This is a genomic window from Mesorhizobium sp. M1273, assembly GCF_040318195.1.
Classification (GTDB): Bacteria; Pseudomonadota; Alphaproteobacteria; order Rhizobiales; family Rhizobiaceae; genus Mesorhizobium.
The window spans coordinates 1-17,949 of sequence record NZ_JAMYLV010000033.1; the positions used below are offsets into that span (position 1 = coordinate 1).

General features: G+C 60.7%; 15 protein-coding genes and 1 tRNA gene. 5 read left to right on the forward strand and 11 right to left on the reverse strand.

Annotated features, from left to right (window positions below):
- Positions 1–163: 163 nt before the first annotated feature.
- Complete coding sequence (locus NKH30_RS26110) at positions 164–586, reverse strand: metallopeptidase family protein (protein WP_023680515.1); 423 nt, start codon at positions 584–586, stop codon at positions 164–166.
- A 183-nt stretch (positions 587–769) separates the two neighbouring features.
- Between NKH30_RS26110 and NKH30_RS26115 the strand changes: the two genes are divergently transcribed.
- From NKH30_RS26115 to NKH30_RS26125, 3 genes are read left to right on the forward strand one after another with little or no spacing between them, the layout of a single operon-like run.
- Positions 770–1,852, forward strand: coding sequence for an ImuA family protein (locus NKH30_RS26115; RefSeq protein ID WP_352770353.1), 1,083 nt, complete (start codon positions 770–772; stop codon positions 1,850–1,852).
- Positions 1,785–3,263 carry a DUF6504 family protein gene (locus NKH30_RS26120; RefSeq protein WP_352770355.1) on the forward strand — a complete coding sequence of 493 codons (1,479 nt, stop codon included), beginning with the start codon at positions 1,785–1,787 and terminating at the stop codon, positions 3,261–3,263. The genes NKH30_RS26115 and NKH30_RS26120 overlap by 68 nt, the downstream gene beginning before the upstream one ends.
- On the forward strand, positions 3,260–6,568 hold the full coding sequence (locus NKH30_RS26125) for an error-prone DNA polymerase (protein WP_352770358.1): 3,309 nt from the start codon (positions 3,260–3,262) through the stop codon (positions 6,566–6,568). The genes NKH30_RS26120 and NKH30_RS26125 overlap by 4 nt, the downstream gene beginning before the upstream one ends.
- Positions 6,569–6,609: 41 nt before the next feature.
- Here NKH30_RS26125 and NKH30_RS26130 read toward each other — a convergent pair whose 3' ends face one another.
- The 4 genes from NKH30_RS26130 to NKH30_RS26145 form a co-directional block, all read right to left on the reverse strand.
- On the reverse strand, positions 6,610–6,846 hold the full coding sequence (locus NKH30_RS26130; RefSeq protein ID WP_352470869.1) for a Trm112 family protein: 237 nt from the start codon (positions 6,844–6,846) through the stop codon (positions 6,610–6,612).
- Between the two features lie 84 nt (positions 6,847–6,930).
- Positions 6,931–7,602 carry an LON peptidase substrate-binding domain-containing protein gene (locus tag NKH30_RS26135; RefSeq protein ID WP_352470870.1) on the reverse strand — a complete coding sequence of 224 codons (672 nt, stop codon included), beginning with the start codon at positions 7,600–7,602 and terminating at the stop codon, positions 6,931–6,933.
- 163 nt (positions 7,603–7,765) lie between these two features.
- Positions 7,766–8,758: a thioredoxin gene (trxA, locus tag NKH30_RS26140; RefSeq protein WP_352458335.1), complete on the reverse strand. Its 993-nt coding sequence runs from the start codon at positions 8,756–8,758 to the stop codon at positions 7,766–7,768.
- 85 nt (positions 8,759–8,843) lie between these two features.
- The gene (locus NKH30_RS26145) at positions 8,844–9,341 is read right to left on the reverse strand and encodes a prolyl-tRNA synthetase associated domain-containing protein (RefSeq protein WP_352458336.1); all 498 of its coding nucleotides are present in this window, start codon (positions 9,339–9,341) and stop codon (positions 8,844–8,846) included.
- Positions 9,342–9,571: 230 nt separating this feature from the next.
- Here NKH30_RS26145 and NKH30_RS26150 point away from each other — a divergent pair.
- Positions 9,572–9,646 (forward strand) — tRNA-Gly (locus NKH30_RS26150).
- A gap of 132 nt (positions 9,647–9,778) precedes the next feature.
- Here NKH30_RS26150 and NKH30_RS26155 read toward each other — a convergent pair.
- The 6 genes from NKH30_RS26155 to NKH30_RS26180 form a co-directional block, all read right to left on the reverse strand.
- Positions 9,779–12,004 (reverse strand): mechanosensitive ion channel family protein, encoded by a 2,226-nt coding sequence (locus NKH30_RS26155; protein WP_352770363.1) that lies wholly within the window; start codon positions 12,002–12,004, stop codon positions 9,779–9,781.
- A 440-nt stretch (positions 12,005–12,444) separates the two neighbouring features.
- Entirely contained in the window at positions 12,445–13,515 is a 1,071-nt protein-coding gene (locus NKH30_RS26160; RefSeq protein ID WP_352470874.1) for an adenylate/guanylate cyclase domain-containing protein, read from the reverse strand.
- Between the two features lie 3 nt (positions 13,516–13,518).
- On the reverse strand, positions 13,519–14,010 hold the full coding sequence (locus NKH30_RS26165) for a Rab family GTPase (protein WP_352997486.1): 492 nt from the start codon (positions 14,008–14,010) through the stop codon (positions 13,519–13,521).
- Between the two features lie 15 nt (positions 14,011–14,025).
- Positions 14,026–16,683, reverse strand: a complete 2,658-nt coding sequence (locus tag NKH30_RS26170; protein WP_352770367.1) for an OmpA family protein — start codon at positions 16,681–16,683, stop codon at positions 14,026–14,028.
- Positions 16,684–16,690: 7 nt separating this feature from the next.
- On the reverse strand, positions 16,691–17,356 hold the full coding sequence (locus NKH30_RS26175) for a DUF3450 domain-containing protein (protein WP_352470876.1): 666 nt from the start codon (positions 17,354–17,356) through the stop codon (positions 16,691–16,693).
- A 38-nt stretch (positions 17,357–17,394) separates the two neighbouring features.
- Complete coding sequence (locus NKH30_RS26180) at positions 17,395–17,613, reverse strand: hypothetical protein (protein WP_352500816.1); 219 nt, start codon at positions 17,611–17,613, stop codon at positions 17,395–17,397.
- 150 nt (positions 17,614–17,763) lie between these two features.
- Between NKH30_RS26180 and NKH30_RS26185 the strand changes: the two genes are divergently transcribed.
- Positions 17,764–17,895, forward strand: a complete 132-nt coding sequence (locus tag NKH30_RS26185; RefSeq protein ID WP_352684428.1) for a glycosyltransferase — start codon at positions 17,764–17,766, stop codon at positions 17,893–17,895.
- Positions 17,896–17,949 lie beyond the last annotated feature (54 nt).

The window sequence follows — 17,949 nt, forward strand, 5'->3', positions numbered from 1 at the left end:
GCCGCAAGGACCGTGCTCAAAGGCCGGACATATGGACGCAAGCGATCGAAAACGACGCAAAACAACCGTTGCAGGCAGGGCGCCGTCCACATATGGATCCTGGGGTCTGCGCCGCGTCGCTTCGCTCCTTGCTCCGCCCCAGGATGACGAGGAGCGGGGTCGCTCACTCTGCTGCCTCTTCGATCTTCTCCATATCGTCGTCCGACAGGCCGAAATGGTGGCCGATCTCGTGGATCAGCACATGGGTGACGATGTCGCCCAGCGTTTCCTCGTTCTCGGCCCAGTAGTCGAGGATGGCGCGACGATAGAGGGTGATGCGGTTCGGCCCCTCGCCGGTCTGCGGATTCCAGCGCTCGGCGATGCCGCGCCCCTCGAACAGGCCGAGCAGGTCGAAGGGCGTTTCCAGCGAAAGGTCGTCCATGATCTCGTCGGTCGGGAATTCGGCGATCTGAATGACGATCTCGCCGGTCAACTTGCGAAAGTCCTCCGGCAGATGGGCATAGGCCTCCAGCGCCAGGAGCTCGATTTCCTCCATCGTTGGCGAAAGCTGGTCGTGCCAGATGCGTGTTTGGTAGATGCGAGCCATGCTTTGTCCTTTGATCCCGGCATATAGGCTTTCAGGCCGGACTCGGCAAATGGTCGGGCTGGAGTGCCCGTGCCATGCCCCCACTACAGGAATAAATTCCCCATGACTCCGCTTGACTCTTCGGGCGACCTCTGGAATCCTAGAGAACATAACAGGAACAATTGTGAGTGGAAGCTGACCGTCATGGCGACAAGCGCCGTGGCGCGGGAGACTGTTTTTGCCCTGCGCCGCCAGATCGCGAAGATCGAAGGGACCTTGCCCGAGCGCCTGGAGGCGCCGGCCAGTTCGTCGTTTGACGCGGATGTCCCTCGTCAGAGTCTGACACCCTCTCGGCATCCGACACCCGCTCGGAATCTGACCATTGTCCGGCGCGGCCTTGCCGTGGCGCCGCCCGATGCGTTTTTGCGCACCGGCGCCGAGCGCCTCGATGCTGCGCTGAGCGGCGGCCTGCCGAGGGCGGCGGTGAGCGAGTTTCATGGCGCCGCGACCCGCGATGCCGGGGCCGTTGCCGGTTTTGCCTTGTCGCTCGTCAGCCTGATCCTAAGCCAGGGGCCGCGATTGCCGGTGCTGTGGATCGGCACATCAGAGGTTTTCCGCGAGGCCGGCTTTCCCTATGCCAGGGGGCTTCACGCCTTCTTCGGCATCGAGCCGGAGCAATTGCTGTTTTCCGAGGCGCCAAGGCTGCTCGATGCGCTGTGGATCGCCGAGGAGGCTGCCCGGATGACGGCGCTGGCCGCCGTCATCCTCGAAATCCGCGGCAGCCCGCAGCGGCTTGACCTCACCGCGACGCGGCGGCTGCACGCCCGCGCGCAGAGTGCGGGCCGGCCGCTGTTCCTGCTGCGCCAGGCCGGCGAGCCCGAACCGACGGCAGCGCCCGTCCGCCTCATCCTGTCGGCGGCACCGGCGGCAACGCGTAAGACGCTTGCCGGGCCGCTCGCCGGCTCGATCGGCCGACCCGCCTTCACCGTCGCTATCGGCAAGAGCCGCACGGCCTTGTCCGGAAAATTCACACTGGAGTGGAACCCCGATGAACGCATATTCGAAGAAAGACGGGGCGAGCAAGGAAGGTCTCAGGAATGGACCCCAGAACGGCCAAAGAATCCTATCCCTGTGGTTTCCGCATCTCGCCGCCGAGAGGATCCTGCGGCAGCGTCTGGGGCGGTCCTGGCGTTCCCGGCCGTCGGATCACCTGCCGCTGGTGATCAGTCACCGCGACCGGAACGCCCAGCGCATCGCCGCCCTCGACGAGCGGGCCGAGGCGCTTAATCTGAAGCGCGGCATGGGCATAGCCGACGCACGCGCCATGCATCCCTCGATCGACATCGTGGAGGCCGATCCGGAGGCCGACCGGCGCCTGCTCGAAGGCCTCGCCGACTGGTGCGACCGCTATACCCCGCTGGTGGCGCTTGACGGGACCGACGGCCTCTATCTCGACGTCACCGGCTGCACCCATCTTTTCGGCGGCGAACGCTCGATGCTGGACGATATCCTGTCGCGTTTTTTCCATCAGGGCTTCGATGTCCGCGCCGGGCTTGCCGCCACGCCTGGTGCTGCCTGGGCGGCGGCGCGGTTTGCTGGCGACCGCATCGTGCCCGATGGTGAGGAGGAAGCGCTTCTCGCGCCCTTGCCGCTGGCGGCGCTGCGCATCGACCCGGAGGTACGCGCCAGCCTCGAAAGCGTCGGCCTGCGCACGGCGGGCGCCGTCATGGCGGCACCGCGCGCGCCGCTGGCCCGCCGCTTCGGCGCATCGCTGCTCTTGCGCCTCGACCAGGCGCTTGGCCGCCTCGAGGAGGCCGTGTCGCCGCGCCTGCCGGTGGCACCGCTTTCGGTCGAGCGTCACCTTGCCGAGCCGATCATGCTGACCGAGGACATCGAGCGGCTGACCGGCATGCTGGCGACCACCTTGAAGAGCGACCTCGAGCGTCGCGGCGAAGGCGCAAGGCGGCTGGCGCTGCTGCTTTTCCGTGTCGATGGCGGCGTCAGCCGCATCGCCGTCGGCACCTCGCGGCCTCTGCGCGAGCCGCGGCTGATCCAGAAATTGTTCCACGAAAGGCTTGCCGCGCTCGAACAGGATATCGACGCCGGCTATGGCTTCGATCTCGTGCGCCTTTCGGTGCTGACCGCCGCCGCCTTCGACATGCAGCAGGCCGACCTTGCCGGCGAGACGAGCGACGACGGTGCCGATATCGCGCTTTTTGCCGACCGCATTCGCGCCCGGCTCGGCGAAGGCGCGGTCTTGAAGCCGGTCGCCGTCGAGAGCCATTTGCCGGAGCGCGCCGTCGCCACCCTTCCCTTCACGGAGGCGCCGCAGAGAAGCTCGCCGCCGAAGCAGCCGGACAAGGCGAAGGACGCTCCCATGACCGTCTTCCAGCCGGAACGGCCGATCCGGCTTTTCCGTTCGCCCGAGCCGATCGAGGTGCCGGCCACCGAAATGCCGGAAGGCCCGCCTTTGAACTTCCGCTGGCGGCGCGCGCTCTACCGGGTCGCGCGCGCCGAAGGGCCGGAGCGCATCGCGCCGGAATGGTGGCGAGGGGCGGCGGGACGAGAAGATGCCCCGACCCGGGATTATTTCCGCATCGAGGATGCCGACGGCCGCCGTTACTGGCTCTATCGCCAGGGCCTTTACGGCGCCTCGCAGCCCTCGCCGCGCTGGTTCATGCATGGGATCTTCGCATGAATGCGCTGACGGCCAACCCCTATGCCGAATTCGGCATCCAGTCGAACTTCTCGTTTCTGCGCGGTGCCTCGAAACCGGAGGAGCTGGTGGTCGCGGCAAAATTCCTGGGGTTTTCGGCGATCGGTCTCGCCGACCGCAACACGGTGGCGGGCGTGGTGCGCGCCTGGCAGCAGGCCAAGGTGGAGGGTGTTTCCTATCATCCCGGCTGCCGCCTGGTTTTTTGCGACGGCACGCCGGACATCCTCGCCTACCCGCAGGATCGCAAGGGTTGGGGTCATCTCTGCCGCATGCTGACGCAGGCCAATCTGCGTGACGAGAACGAAAAAGGGGCGACGCTCCTCAAACAGAGCGATCTTCTCGAATGGGGCGATCTCCTGTCGCTCGCCATACTGCCGGATGTGTCGGCGGACGCGGAAACCAGCCTCGCACTCCTTAGCCGGCTCAAGGATCGTTTCGGTGAAAACCTGTGGCTTGCGGTTTCGCCGGATTACCGCGGCAACGACCGCTTCCGTATCGAGCAGGCGGCGGCGATGGCGGAGCTGGCCGGCATCCCGTTGATGGCGACCAACGATGTTCTCTACCATACGTCGGAACGGCGCCCGCTGCAGGACGTGCTGACGGCGATCCGCCTCAATGTGCCCGTCGCCGAGGTGGGGCTGGAGCTGGCGGCCAATGCCGAGCGTCACTTAAAGCCGCCGCTGGAGATGGCACGGCTTTTTCGCAGGCATCCGCAAGCGCTGGCGGAAACGCTGCGTTTTGCCGGCGAGCTGACCTTCTCGCTCAGTGACCTGCAATACAACTATCCCGACGAGCCGACGGAATCGGGTCTTGGGCCGCAGGCCGAACTGGAAAGGCTGGCCAAGGAGGGAGCCGCCATCCGCTACCCCTCGGGCGTGCCCGCTTTTGTGACGCAGCGCATCGAGGAGGAGCTCGCTCTGATCGAGCGTCTGAACTACGCGCGCTATTTCCTGACTGTCCACGACATCGTCAAATTCGCCCGCAGCCAGAACATTCTCTGCCAGGGGCGCGGCTCTGCCGCCAACTCGATCGTCTGCTTCTGCATTGGCATCACCGAAGTCGGCCCGGACAGGATCGAAACGCTTTTCGAACGCTTCATTTCCGAGGAAAGAAACGAGCCGCCCGACATCGACGTCGATTTCGAGCATGAAAAGCGCGAGGAGGTCATCCAGTACATCTATTCCAAATACAGCACCAAGCGCACCGCGCTGGCCGCCGCCGTCGTCAGCTACCGGGGCCGCTCGGCGATGCGCGAAGTGGCCAAGGCGATGGGCCTGTCGGACGACGTCCGGGGCGCGCTGTCCAGTTCGATCTGGGGCTGGTCGACCTCGGAGCTCGGCGAAAAGGAGACAAAGGCCGGCGGCCTCGATCAGACCGATCCATCGACAAGGCATGTGATCGAATGCGCCAACGAGATCATGGGCTTTCCCCGTCATTTGTCGCAGCATGTCGGCGGTTTTGTCATCACCCGGGACCGGCTCGACGAGATCGTGCCCATCGTCAAGACGGCGATGGACGAGCGCAAGATGGTCGAGTGGGACAAGGACGATCTCGACGCGGTGAAAATCCTTAAAGTGGACGTGCTGGCGCTCGGCATGTTGACCTGCCTGCAGCGCGCCTTCACCCTGCTCCAGGATCATTATCCGCAGGCGCGGGACGCGTACGGCCTGCCCTATGTGCTGGCCACTCTGCCTGCCGAGGACAAGCATGTCTACGACATGATCTGCCGTGCCGACACGATCGGCGTCTTCCAGATCGAATCGCGCGCGCAGATGTCGATGCTGCCGCGGCTGCGGCCGAAAAGCTTTTACGACCTCGTCATCGAGGTGGCGATCGTGCGGCCCGGCCCGATCCAGGGCGACATGGTCCACCCTTACCTGCGCCGCCGGCAAGGCAAGGAGAAACCCGAATATCCCAAGCCGGAACTGGAAAAAATACTCGGCAGGACGCTGGGCGTGCCGCTGTTCCAGGAGCAGGCGATGAAGATCGCCATCGTTGCTGGCGGCTTCAGACCGGGCGAGGCCGATGAACTGCGCCGCGCCATGGCGACATTCAAGCGCACCGGCACGATCGGCAATTACCGCAAGAGAATGGTCGACGGCATGGTCGCCAAGGGCTACGAAAAAGACTTCGCCGAGCGCTGCTTCAAGCAGATCGAGGGTTTTGGCGAATACGGCTTTCCCGAGAGCCACGCCGCCTCCTTCGCCCTGCTGGTCTATGCCTCCTGCTGGTTCAAGACCTTCTATCCCGACGTGTTCTGCGCCGCGATCCTGAATTCCCAGCCGATGGGGTTTTACCAGCCGGCCCAGCTTGTCCGCGACGCGCATGATCACGGCGTCGAGATCCGCGAGGTCGATGTCAATTTTTCCGGCTGGGATTGCGCCTTGGAGAAATCGCCTTTCGATCCGGATCGTATCCTTGACCGCCATGCCCAGATGCGCGGCGTCATCCGGACCAGCCATGCCGTCCGGCTCGGCTTTCGCCAGGTCAAGGGCCTGTCGAAGGAGCGCATGGAAGCGTTTGTGTCGAGGCGCGGCGCCGGCTATGCATCCATACGCGACGTCTGGCTGCGCTCGGGCCTCAACGTCGACGAGATCGAAAAACTGGCGCAGGCCGACGCTTTCCGGTCGCTTGGATTGAACCGTCGCGACGCTCTATGGGCGGTCCGCGCGCTCGACGGCAAGAGTGCCGCCGAAAAGCTGCCGCTGTTCGACCAGCCGGCGATCCGCTTGCGCGATCTGGAGCCTGCAACCAGGCTCCCGACAATGCCGCTCGGCGAGCACGTCGTCCACGACTACCGCTCGCTTGGCCTGTCGCTGAAGGCGCACCCGGTCGCCTTCCTGCGTCAAAGGCTGGATCGTTCCGGCGTTACGCCCAATGTGCGGCTCGGCCAGGTGCGGGACGGCCGGCGCGTTTCGGTCGCCGGCCTCGTGCTGGTGCGGCAGCGGCCGGGCAATGGCAAGGCGATTTTCCTGACGCTGGAAGACGAGAATGCGGTCGCCAACATCATTTTCTGGGAAAGGACTTTTGACCGCTTCCGCCCCATCGTCATGGGCGCGCGTCTCATCCGCGTCACCGGCAAGCTGCAATCGGAATCTGACGTCATCCATATCGTCGCCGAGAAGGTCGAGGATCTGACGCCGTGGCTGTCGGTGCTGCTTGAACAGGCAAGGCCCGCGGACAGACTGTCGAGCAGTGCAGACGAGGCTCAGCCTGACACCATCGCGCAAACGGAACTATTGGGAAAGGCGGAGAAGGTCATGCCCAAAGGGCGCAATTTTCAATAGAGGCGCGAAAGATCGCGACGGAGCGGCTCTGAACCGCACACTCAGGGTGTTCCACCCAGGCGCGGCGGTGGCATGGCATCATCTATGGTGATGACACGCGCTTCCGATGGCAGCATGATCGGAATGCCGTCCCGCACCGGATAGGCAAGCTTTGCCACCCGCGAGATAAGCTCGCCGCGCTCCGGATCCCAGGCAAGCGGCCCCTTGGTCAGCGGGCAGGCCAAGAGTTCCAGCAGCTTGGGGTCGACGGTCCTGTTCCCGTCACGTCCATCCGCCATTCGATCCATCCTTTCCACAAGGCAATCGGTTAAGGTTTCGAGCGCGGACTTCCCCTTCTCCCCCTTGTGGGAGAAGGCAAGAACCTACTGCAAACTCGAACCGAAATCCTCATTGTCGCGCGCCAGCGCCATTTCGGTGATGGCGATCAGGGTCTCGGCGCGTGTCTTCAGATCGGCCGCTTCGAGCAGCGCCTGTTTCTCGGCCGGCCCGTAGGGCGCCATCATCGACAGTGCGTTGACCAGCATGGCGTTTTCGGCGCGGCTGACGCTTTCCCAGTCGGCCTCCAGATCGTTAGCCTGCAGATAGGCGCGAAACGCTTTGAGCAGCGCCGGCCGGTCGATCTCGGCGTCTGCCTGCTCCTCGTCGAGATCGGCGAGAAAGGGTGCCAACCGGCACTGCCGGAACGGTGTTTTGACCGTGAGCTCCTGGACAATACGGAACCGGCACACGCCCTGCAGCGAAATCAGGTAACGGCCGTCGCCGCTCTCGGACAGCGCAATGATGCGCCCGGCGCAGCCGACATTGCAGAGCTCCGGCTCGCCGTCGGGACGCAGCGCACCGTTAAGGCTGGGCTGGATCATGCCGATCAGCCGCGGCCCGGCGATCGCCTCGTCGACCATCTGCAGATAGCGCGGCTCGAAGATGTTGAGCGGCATGCGGCCTCCCGGGAGCAGCAATGCGCCCTCAAGCGGAAAGATCGGCATGGTCGACGGTAAGTCCGCAGCGAGCCGGTAATGCGCGTTTCCCGCCTGCACCTCAATCCTCCGATCGCTTTGTCAGGAAGCGCACAAAATCCGTCTCCTCCCGGCCGGCACAAGGCGCAACACCGGAAACCTGAAATCGAACGCCGTCCGAAAACCTAATCTGGCGCAGCCGCGGCCTACCGCAAGCCCGCGCGACAAAACAGTCTGCGCCGGCTCAGGAAAACAGCAGCGACGACAGTTTGCGCCGTGCCGACAGCGTTGCTTCGTCGGTCATGCCCCATGCCTCGAAGAGCTGCAGCAACTGGGTTCTGGCGCCGTCGTCGTTCCACGAGCGGTCGGCCTTGATGATCGCCAGCAGATTGTCGGCCGCCGCCATGCGATCACCCTTGGCGTTCTGGATCATGGCAAGCTCGAACCGTGCCTGGTGATCCCCGGGATTTTCGGCCAGCCGCCGTTCCAGTTCCGCCGGATTGCCGAGCACTGCTGCTTGCGCGGCGAGCGCCATCTTGGCCCGCAGCGCGGCGAGCTGGGGCGCATCCTTCTTTGCTTCCGGCGCCCGCGCCAGCACCGCCTCGGCACCTTCGGCATCGCCGGCCTCGAACAGCAGATCGCCCAAGCCAGCGATCGCCTCGATTGTCTCCGGCGCCTGTTCCAGGATGGCATCGTAAATGTCGGCCGCCGTCTGCACGTCCCCGGCGTCGCGCGCTTCGGCGGCCGCGGCCAGCGCCTCGGCAACTTGCGGCGCACCGCCGTTCTTGCCGCCGACCTTTTGGATGAATTGCGTGATCTGACTCTCGGGAATGGCGCCCATGAAGCCGTCGACCGGCTGGCCGTCCTTGAAGGCAATGACCGCCGGTATCGACTGGATGCCAAGCTGGCCGGCGATCGATGGATGGTCGTCGATATTCATCTTGACCAGCTTGACCTTGCCACCGGCGGCTTTCACCGCCTTCTCCAGCAGTGGCGTCAATTGCTTGCAAGGGCCGCACCACGGCGCCCAGAAATCGACCAGCACCGGCTGGTGACGCGATTCCTGGATCACGTCAGCGGCAAATCCAGCGGTCGTTGTGTCCTTGATGACGTCGGCCGGCGCCTCCGCAAGCGCGACCTTCTCACGCGCGGCATCGGTGCCGCCATATTGCACGGTGGTGGCATACCGGCCGCCATTGCTGCCAAATGGGCCGCCAAAGGGGTTGCTATCACTCATCTCGTCGCCTTTCGGTCGCGCCGCCGGCCAAGGGACGGGCGCAACATCCTTCTTTAGAACCCGGTTTCAGTCACCCATGTGGCGATCATGCCGAGACTTTCAAGATAACAGCATCATGTCCGGTTGCCTCGACGAATTTGACCAGGTCCGCGGCAGCGATGGAAGTCGTCGCTTCGTTGGTCAGCGGGTGGGCATTGACCACCGCATGGCTCATCAGCTCCTCGTCCAACACGACCTTGACCCTTCGCTCGGTGTCGTTGATCAGCCCGAACACCGTGACCGCGCCCGGGACGACGCCGAGAAGCTCCATCAGCATCTCCGGCCGGCCGAAAGACACGCGCCCCGCAGCGCCGATCAGATGGTGGATCTGCTTGAGATCGACCACCGCCTCCTCGTCGACGCTGACCAGGAAGAAATTGTCCTTCTTGTCCTTGAGGAACAGGTTCTTGGTGTGGCCGCCGGCAATCTCGCCGCGCAGCGCCTGCGAATCGGCGACCGTGAACAGCGGCGGATGCCGCCGCGTCGATACCTCGATCCCGAGTCCGGCAAGAAAGGCGAAAAGTTCGGCTTCGGTCTTCGGCATCGGTCTTTCTTCTGATGGCCCGCTTTCAACTGCTTGTTCGACTAACGCCGTTTACGGCCAATGATGCTGCCAAGACAAGCCCGTCGCGCAACGCGGGGGCGATTGCCTTGCGACGTCTCGCAGGAGGCTTGTCCGCATTGTCGACGAAGCAAAAAGCCTGCGAATTCCCTGTTGCAATCGCCGCGCTCTTCAGCCATATAGGCGCGGCTTGCGGCCCAAAAGCCGCGCGAGCGGGTGTAGCTCAGGGGTAGAGCACAACCTTGCCAAGGTTGGGGTCGAGCGTTCGAATCGCTTCACCCGCTCCAGTTTCCTTGAGGGGAACCAAGCGATTAAGAGGCGCCTTTCGGGGCGCCTTTTGCTTACGTGGCGAAAAGAGTGTCCCTGCCATGAGCGATGCGCGGAAAGCCGCACTGTGACCAGCAGGTGTCACAGCTCTTCTATTCCGTTGTGCTAGCTTTTTTTCTGCGCCGAATAGTGTGCGACTGCGCGACGGCCATTTTCAACTCGGGCGTGATCTCCAACGGTGCATTCTCTGCCCCATGTTGGTTCTGTAGCCCCTGGACCTGGACGGTCGGAAATGGGAGTTCGATGCCCTGCTCCTTGAAGACCTGGCGGAGGCGTACATAGAATTTGCGTTTCATACCGAAGGCGCCTCCCGGCTTGGTTGTGGCCTTGACCCTCAATACGATGCCGTATTCGCCGAACTCCTGTACGCCCTGCATCTTGATCGGGTCGAGCACCCAGTGTTTGAACTCGGGATCTTCCGCCAGTTCGAGGCCGATCCGCTTGATCAGCTTGCGAGCGAAGTCGATATCGGTGTCATAACCAACGGTGATGTTGAATTTGTCGATAACCCAGTCACGGCTCTGGTTCTGGACTGCCCCGAGTTCACCGAAAGGTATTGTGAACAGCGGACCACGATGGTGGCGCAGCTTCACCGAGCGCAGCGAAAAGCTTTCCACAGTACCCTTGTAATTGCCCGATGAAATGTATTCGCCAACACGGAACGCATCATCGAGCAGAAAAAACACGCCTGAAATGACGTCCTTGACAATGGTTTGTGCCCCAAAGCCCACGGCGACGCCGACGACGCCAGCGCCGGCGATCAATGGGCCGATCTGGATACCCAGCGAGGCGAGCATCATAAGCACCGCCATCACGATGATCGATGCGAGCAGAATATTCTGGAGGATCGGCAAGAGCGTATGCAGCCGCGCCTGCTGCGGATCGAGGATCGGGACGTCCTCGTCGCTGATCACAGGGTGCGGTGTTTCGATGCCCAGCTTTCGTTCGATCAAAGCTTTGATGATCGACCAGCCGAAGTCGGCGGCAAGGGCAATGACCACGACATTGATCAAGCCGCGCAATATGAATGTTGTCGTCGTATCACTGCCCCGCATGGATTGCATGTCCAGACCCCAGACACGTGCGAGAAGGTAAGCCGCCGCCAGGATGAAAATCATTCGGATTCCGCGATCGATGACAGCGATCGTCACCGCCGGGATCGTGGGCCGGCCGACATCTTCCGAACCTGGCCGCAGAACGAAATTAACCCCGCGCTGCGTCACCACGATTGCCAAAGGCAGGAAGAATGCGGCGAAGGTGAACCAGAAGTATGTATAAAGGCCGGCAATACGCTGCAGGAACAGGACGACGAAATAAGCAGTCAATAGCCATGTCGCTTCCGTGTGACCGATGTGGCGCGCACCGTCTCGCTGCGTTCTTGGCCGACGCCAAATGGCGAGCAGCAGGAGCAGCAGCAGCACGAAATCGGCGACCAGTGACAGGACCGTCATTCCGTCCTGATCGATGCCGAGACCTGGCAAGAGGATAAACGCGGCGCCGAAGAAGGCGAAGACGCCGACGATCCGGGGTAGCCAATAGGACCAATGCTCAGCCGCTTCGTTGGTGATCGGCAAAGCACGAACCTCGACGGCGTTCTCGACGTTCATGAAGGAAGGGACGAGTGTGGCCATGACGTACATGCGCACACCCCATGTAACGACTGCCGCCATCAGAAATGTCAGTACAATCTCGCGGATAAGCATCGGCCAGTCGAACAACATGAACGCGCCGGCGCTGCCCAGTGCGAAAGAGACTATCAGCATGCTGGAATAAAGCAGGCGGCCACCAATCTTCTTGGCTCGCCCAACGGGCGTATCCTTCGGTTGCGCGATAATCCAAAGACGAAATGGACGGGTGAGCTTGAACGTTGCCCAAGTGAGTGCCAGGCCGGCAGCGATGAACATTGCAATCAGCACAAATACGCCGGCGGGCCCCCTGCTGGACATATCCTCCATCGTCTCTGCCCGAACGCGCGCGAACTGGCCTGGCAGCAAGGGCAAAGTTCGCATGATTCTTTCGATATGATGCCTGATCCCATCGAGCGTCGAGGATGCCATCGTATTCATCTGGCCTGGTGCGGCCACGGCGCCGGACGATGCGTCGGTCGGCGAAGCCCCTCTCTCGGCGGGCGCTCCCGTTGACCCGGCGTCCTGATTTCGCTGTTCGGCCACCCAGGCCTTCACTGACGGATCGTCGAGAAGCTCGAACAATTGTTTGACCCTTTCAGGCGGGACGGTCGCCGGCGCCTGCGCTTGCGCCTGACCAGCCAACAAAAGGGCGATCCCAAAGACGAGCGGCCTGGCAATCAGGGCAAACATCGCAGTCAGGTCTCCGAGACGCCGTGCCGGGCGCGCCAGGTTCCTGGCTCCCAATCGTCGAGTCATGAGTGGCATCGTGCTGTTAACCTTCCGATCAGATCGGCGAGCAACGACATCTATGTCCGTTGTTGCCCTACCTTGAAGAAACCGATGTTGCGGTGCAAGACGTCATCGTTCCGAGCCAGACCGCTGTGCCGGGTACGTGGCGGTGTTTATTTAGCCGCCGGGGGCAGGGCATTCCGACCTCGGCCCAGGCCTCCGGCCGTTCTATGAACTGGGCATCGACGTTAAATCTCAGGAACTGATTTCCTGAGATGACCAGGACAGACCTTTGGCGGTCACTCGGTGGTCAACTGCTTCGCGCACCGCTGCGGACATTCGAAACCATGATGTTGCTTGAGATGCAATGCGCTTCCGGGTCGGCACTGCCATGCGGCAAATCAGGCCGGGAGCCGCCACATTCGCACACGACCTGTACCACGCAATTCCGTTTCCTGGAGTGGGTCGCAAGCAAAATTTGGTCCAAGCAGTTGATGAGTTGCATCCGAAATGCGGATTTCATCGGGCTCCGCGGACGTTTGGATACGTGCGGCGAGATTAACGGTGTCGCCCCATAGGTCATAGGCAAACCGCCTTTTGCCTATGACGCCCGCCACGATTGGTCCTGAGTGAATTCCAATTCTGAGTCTTATCGGTTCTCCTGCGAAGCGTTCGCGCTTAACCGCCTTCCGCAGTTCAAGTGCATAGTGCGCAAGGGCTTCCGCATGATCGGATCGCGCGGTGGGCAGGCCAGCGACCACCATCACACAATCGCCGATTGTCTTGATCTTTTCGCAGCCGTATCGCTCCGAGAGCAGATCCGCCGCCTTGAAGAAGTAATTTAAAATAGCGAGCGTCGTCACGGCTCCGACGCTCCGCGCTCTTTCCGTAAAGCCGACGATGTCGGCAAAAAGCACACTCACCTCCGCATGGTTGTCTGCAATTTGTTCGTGCGCTTTTAGCCGCTCCGCGATCGACGCCGGAAGAATGTTGAGGAGTAGGGCTTCGGCGCGCTGGTATTCACGCGACAATCCCTCTTGGCTCGCCCTCAACGCCTCGTTTGTCGATTGTAATTTCTCGTTGAGTTGACGCTCCCTCTCTTGCAGAAGCGTCATTTCATAAGCCTTCTGTTGAAGCCGCTGCCTATTGTCGCGTTCGGCAGTGGCGTCAAGAAAGAGCAGCCACACGCAGGCATTGTCAGCAAAAAGATGGAGGTCCGCGACACGCCCGCTGGGCAGTTCGACCATGGCCATATCATATGGAAGCTCCGGGCAGGGCAACAAACCTTCCATGAATTCAAGCTGCTCGGCAACAGGCTTACCTATGCGAACTGACGAGAGTCCGTAATGGTTAACGTTACCGCCCTTCGCAGCTATGCAAAGCTGGGCGTCGATTTTCAGATATGCGACCGAGCGCTCCTTGTAGAAGAAATCGTAAATCCAGCTTCTAACTTCTCTTGGCAAGACATCCATGGTTTATTTGCTGACCATCGAAGCAAGTTGACGAAACGCATCATCAACATTTTCGCCCGAAAGCGCACTTGTCAGATAGATTTGCCATCCAAGTTGCCTCAGTTCGTCAATTTCACTATCCGATATTGCCCACCGATCGGCCAGATCGGATTTGTTGAACAGCAATACAAACGGCATAGCGCCGAATTCAGCCTCGGCCCGCTCGCGCAACGTGAGCGCAACGGCAAGAGTAGCAGCGCGTGTTCCATCGACGACAAGCACGAGCCCACTCGCACCTCGCACATAGCTGACGCGGAATGAGCCGATATCGTCTTCGCCGGCCAAATCCCACAAAATCAGATCCACGGTTTTGTCCGGGAATGCGACACTCTTCTTGTCGATTTTCACTCCCACCGTGGTCAAGTAGGTTTCTGAAAAGATGCTTTGCACAAACCTGCGAACCAGACTCGTCTTTCCGACAGCGAACCCGCCCAACATACAGATCTTCTTTTGCAATATCCTGGGCTCCGCCTAGTGGAAGTTTACCGTAACCGAAACTCTGCGGTTGGCGGAGTTCCCGGTTCGGCTATTTTCAATCTCCGCTGGCTCAAAGGTGCCCGCGCCGCGAACCAAGAGCAACTCCGGATCGACGCCGCGCTTCTTGAGAAGCGCACGAACTGTCTCCGCGCGCGCGGCGCTGATCGACAACTTGGCCGTTTCACGGCCCGTCTCGTCCGAATGGCCGGTCAACATGAACTGTGCTGTTACGCCTGCCTTGCGGGCGTCCTCGGCCAATTCCTTCAACTGATTCGCCAATTTGTCGAGAACCGGCAGTTGCTCTGGTCCCGGTACAGCCTTGCCAGAATCGAAGAAAATGTTGACCGCTTGAATAGCCTCCCTCAAATGAGTGAGTTGCGGAGGGGTCAACTCACGCAGCTCGGAGAGTTCTAGAGAGAGTCCGTCCGCGGACAGCTGTTGGGCGGCGACCCGCGCCCGATCTATCCAGGCGGCAGGAGCTTCACCCTGGGCAACGATGCGATCCTTGATGATCGAAAGCCGTACTGAATCCGGCGGAGTCAGCGACGCCATCAGCCGCTTCACCACGAACTTCGGATCAAGGCTTTGATAGAATTGCCACTGTGAATGAACGCGAGCAGGATCGACCCCTGTTCCGGACAGCAGAGCCTTCGGGTCGGCGGCCTGCGGGTCTCTCAGGCCGGAAATATAGAAATGTCCCCCCCTGGCCGTTTGTTGGGCGACGATGATTCCCGCTTGGGCCTCCAGTCGCGACACATAAGTCTGCCAGTGCTCCGCCGCGCGTGCCTCGGGGCTCACATCACGAACCTTGGAGATGTCGAATTCCGGTCCGCCTGCCGAGAGCTGTCGGGCCGCTGCGCGTGCGCGGTCTATCCAGATGTCGGGAGCCTCACCCTCGGCAACGATGCGATCCTTGACGATCGAAAGCCGTACTGAATCCGGCGGGGTCAGCGATACCATCAGCCGCTTCAGGACGAACTTCGGATCAAGGCTCTGATAGAATTGCCACTGCGAATGAACGCGGGCGGGATCTACCTCCGTTCCGGACAGCAGATCCTGCGGGTCGGCGGCAAGCGGGTCTCTCAGGCCGGCAATATAGAATTGGCCATCACGCACCTTTTGTTGGGCGACGATGATTCCCGCTTGGGCCTCCAGTCGCGACACATAAGTCTGCCAGTGCTCCGCCGCGCGTGCTTCGGGGCTCACATCACGAACCCTGGAGATGTCGAATTCCGGTCCGCCTGCCGAAAGTTGTTGGGCCGCTGCGCGCGCCCGATCTATCCAGGTGTTGGGAGCCTCACCCTCGGCAACGATGCGACCATTGACGATCGAAAGTCGTACTGAATCCGGCGGAACCAGCGACGCCGTTAGCCGCTTCAATACGAACTCCGGATCAAGACTCTGATAGAATTGCCACTGTGAATGAACGCGGGCGGGATCGACCTGCGTTCCGGCCAACAGCGACTGCGGGTCGGCGGCAAGCGGGTCTCTCAGACCGGCAATATAGAATTGGCCATCACGCACCTTTTGTTCGGCAACGATGATGCCCGGCTGGGTCCCCAGTCGCGACACATAGGTCTGCCAGCGCTGCACGGATTGCCAGGAAAGAAAGAACCAACCGCCTGCCGGAATCAAAACCAGCAGGACTGCAGCCACGACCAGCCACGGAAATCCCTGGTTTGATTCCTCCTGCTTCAGTTCAACGCAGGTCTGCAACTGCGTCTCTACGCCGGCCAACTGCGAACTGTCGCCGTCAAACTGCTCTAGAGCCTGTGAGCATTCATCATGGATGCGAAGCAATACATCGCGAATTATTTCATGTAATTCCTCCGGCGGATTTCCCCGGATCACCGCAACCAAGGTCGCAAACGGTCCAACTTCCGACCAGAGACGAAGCTCTCCGAAACGAATGGTATCCAGGCCGCTCTGTTCTTTCTCGTTAAATGAGTCTTTTACAAAATCTTGAATTGCACTAAGCATAGAAGAAATGAGTTGAGGATCTTCGCTAGTTGCATTATCGGCAGTTACATGCGCTATCAAAAGCCCGGAATTGCGATTGATTAGAAAGACGTGTTCTACACGATAAACAAGAGAATGCTTAAGAACAACTTCTGAGAAGCTTGCTCCTGTTCTCCACGCTTCAAGTCTCCACTTGAGCCCGTGCCAGGTAAATATATGTCTTAAAGTTTCATTCAACGATTGAAAGGTCTGGTCGATCTTTTCGCCGATCGACTTGCGAATAGCCGGCAGAAACACCGGGTACAATATATCCGTCAGCGTACGCGGGCTCTTCTGGATGGACCGTTGCACGGCCCTCTCGACAGCTGGCGCAAGGGCCTCTCCGAGTTGCGCATGAGGCGCACGTGCGGCTGCACTGGGGAGAACGCTCCCCACTGCAGCCGCAAGCTGCTCGGGTTCGTCGAGCAGGTGCGTAACTCGTGAAAGCTCCGAAATTTCGCGGCCGACCAGCAACTGGCGCAGCGTTTCCATGCGAGGGTCGGCGGTTGGGATTCCGTCGAGACGCGCACGATAGTCCGGATCAACGTTCCGGGCAATTTCGATCAAAAGGCGAGCCAGCGCCTCGCGATCAATCTCTGTATCGTTCGAAGCTGCTCTTTGAGGGAGGCTGATTGGGTCGACAGTCGACGTCAAGTTCCGATCAACTCACTTTCCAGGTACGCTCCGAGTTGTTCTTGCTGCCGACGGGATCCTGATTTAGACATTTTGCAACCTCAACAAACAGGCCAGCCAAAAGATTTCGGTCGGTCTTGACATTGCCAAGATCGGAAAACATTTTCTCCATCAGCATCTGAATGCTTTCATTCTTTTGCTTGATTTCCTCACGCAGCAAATGATCGTTTCGATTTATCCGGTCCGCAACTTCCCGCTCAAGCTCGCTCAACTGATCCGACAACGCGCGCACCTGCTTTTCGAGCGCCTGATTTTGCTCGCGAAGATTCCGATCAATCTCCTTATCGGCGTCGGCTCGCGCGTCTTTTTCGTTCCGCAATTGCGCCGCAAGCGAGTCAACCTGCTTCTTTGCATTTGACTCGTACATTTCAAGATTGCGCTTGGCCTCGGATTCGACATCCTTGAAGCGCTGCAAGACCCGTTCTTCAAGCTTGGAAAAGCGGCGGTCATAGTCCTGCATCTGGTTGCCGAACAGCAGATCACGTATCTTGTCGACACCTACAGCGTCGCCGGGGGCTCCGCTCTCGCGAGCCTGGCCCGCCATGAAGGTCAGCCCGCTTCCGTCTGCATTACTTATCAGATTTGCGTCCGCTTTATTTGCCGAAGAAGCGGTACTCGAAGATTCCTTGGCCATCCCATGCCCCTTCTTTTGAACATTGCCACAGCGCTAATTTAGCAACTGGTAAACTTGCCAGTAAAATTGTCGACCCGCAAGCCGGAATCTTCTCGGCTTAAGTCGGTTCGAACGTCCCCATTCGGGTAGATTTCGACATGCGGCTCGATCCGGATCAGCTCGCGCTCGCGTCTTCGCCCGCGATCATCTTTATGCAGATGAAATGCGAGAGCGGAGATGCCCTGGCGCATCGACCCCAGCTCCAAGCCGTCGGGCATTCGCGCTGCCATTCAGCCTGTGTTCAAGTCTTTTTTGCCCGCCTCTAATTCGCCCTTATCTTGACAGGGCAGTGCTGCCAGCCGATGCCGTCATCCGGTTTTGACATTTGCCAACTCTTGCCGAAGAAAACGAAAGCTCGATGATCCAGGATGCTACCGCAACGCGGTGTGGTACCGATGCTCAATGCCGAGCAAACCGTCGGCGCCATGCTTGCCGGCATCCGCCGGCAGACCTGCCAGATACTGGATATAGTGGCGATGGACGATGGGTCGACGGACTGATCGGCGTCGATTGTGACGGCCTACGCCGAGAAAGTTCAACACATCTTGTTCTAC

Coding starts and splice junctions, on each gene's coding strand:
- NKH30_RS26125 (WP_352770358.1), top strand. CDS start 3,260: ATGAATGCGCTGACGGCCAACCCCTATGCCGAATTCGGCATCCAGTCG.
- NKH30_RS26130 (WP_352470869.1), bottom strand. CDS start 6,846: ATGGCGGATGGACGTGACGGGAACAGGACCGTCGACCCCAAGCTGCTG.
- NKH30_RS26110 (WP_023680515.1), bottom strand. CDS start 586: ATGGCTCGCATCTACCAAACACGCATCTGGCACGACCAGCTTTCGCCA.
- NKH30_RS26155 (WP_352770363.1), bottom strand. CDS start 12,004: ATGTTTGCCCTGATTGCCAGGCCGCTCGTCTTTGGGATCGCCCTTTTG.
- NKH30_RS26175 (WP_352470876.1), bottom strand. CDS start 17,356: ATGGCCAAGGAATCTTCGAGTACCGCTTCTTCGGCAAATAAAGCGGAC.
- trxA (WP_352458335.1), bottom strand. CDS start 8,758: ATGAGTGATAGCAACCCCTTTGGCGGCCCATTTGGCAGCAATGGCGGC.
- NKH30_RS26180 (WP_352500816.1), bottom strand. CDS start 17,613: ATGCCCGACGGCTTGGAGCTGGGGTCGATGCGCCAGGGCATCTCCGCT.
- NKH30_RS26185 (WP_352684428.1), top strand. CDS start 17,764: ATGCTACCGCAACGCGGTGTGGTACCGATGCTCAATGCCGAGCAAACC.
- NKH30_RS26160 (WP_352470874.1), bottom strand. CDS start 13,515: ATGGATGTCTTGCCAAGAGAAGTTAGAAGCTGGATTTACGATTTCTTC.
- NKH30_RS26145 (WP_352458336.1), bottom strand. CDS start 9,341: ATGCCGAAGACCGAAGCCGAACTTTTCGCCTTTCTTGCCGGACTCGGG.
- NKH30_RS26115 (WP_352770353.1), top strand. CDS start 770: ATGGCGACAAGCGCCGTGGCGCGGGAGACTGTTTTTGCCCTGCGCCGC.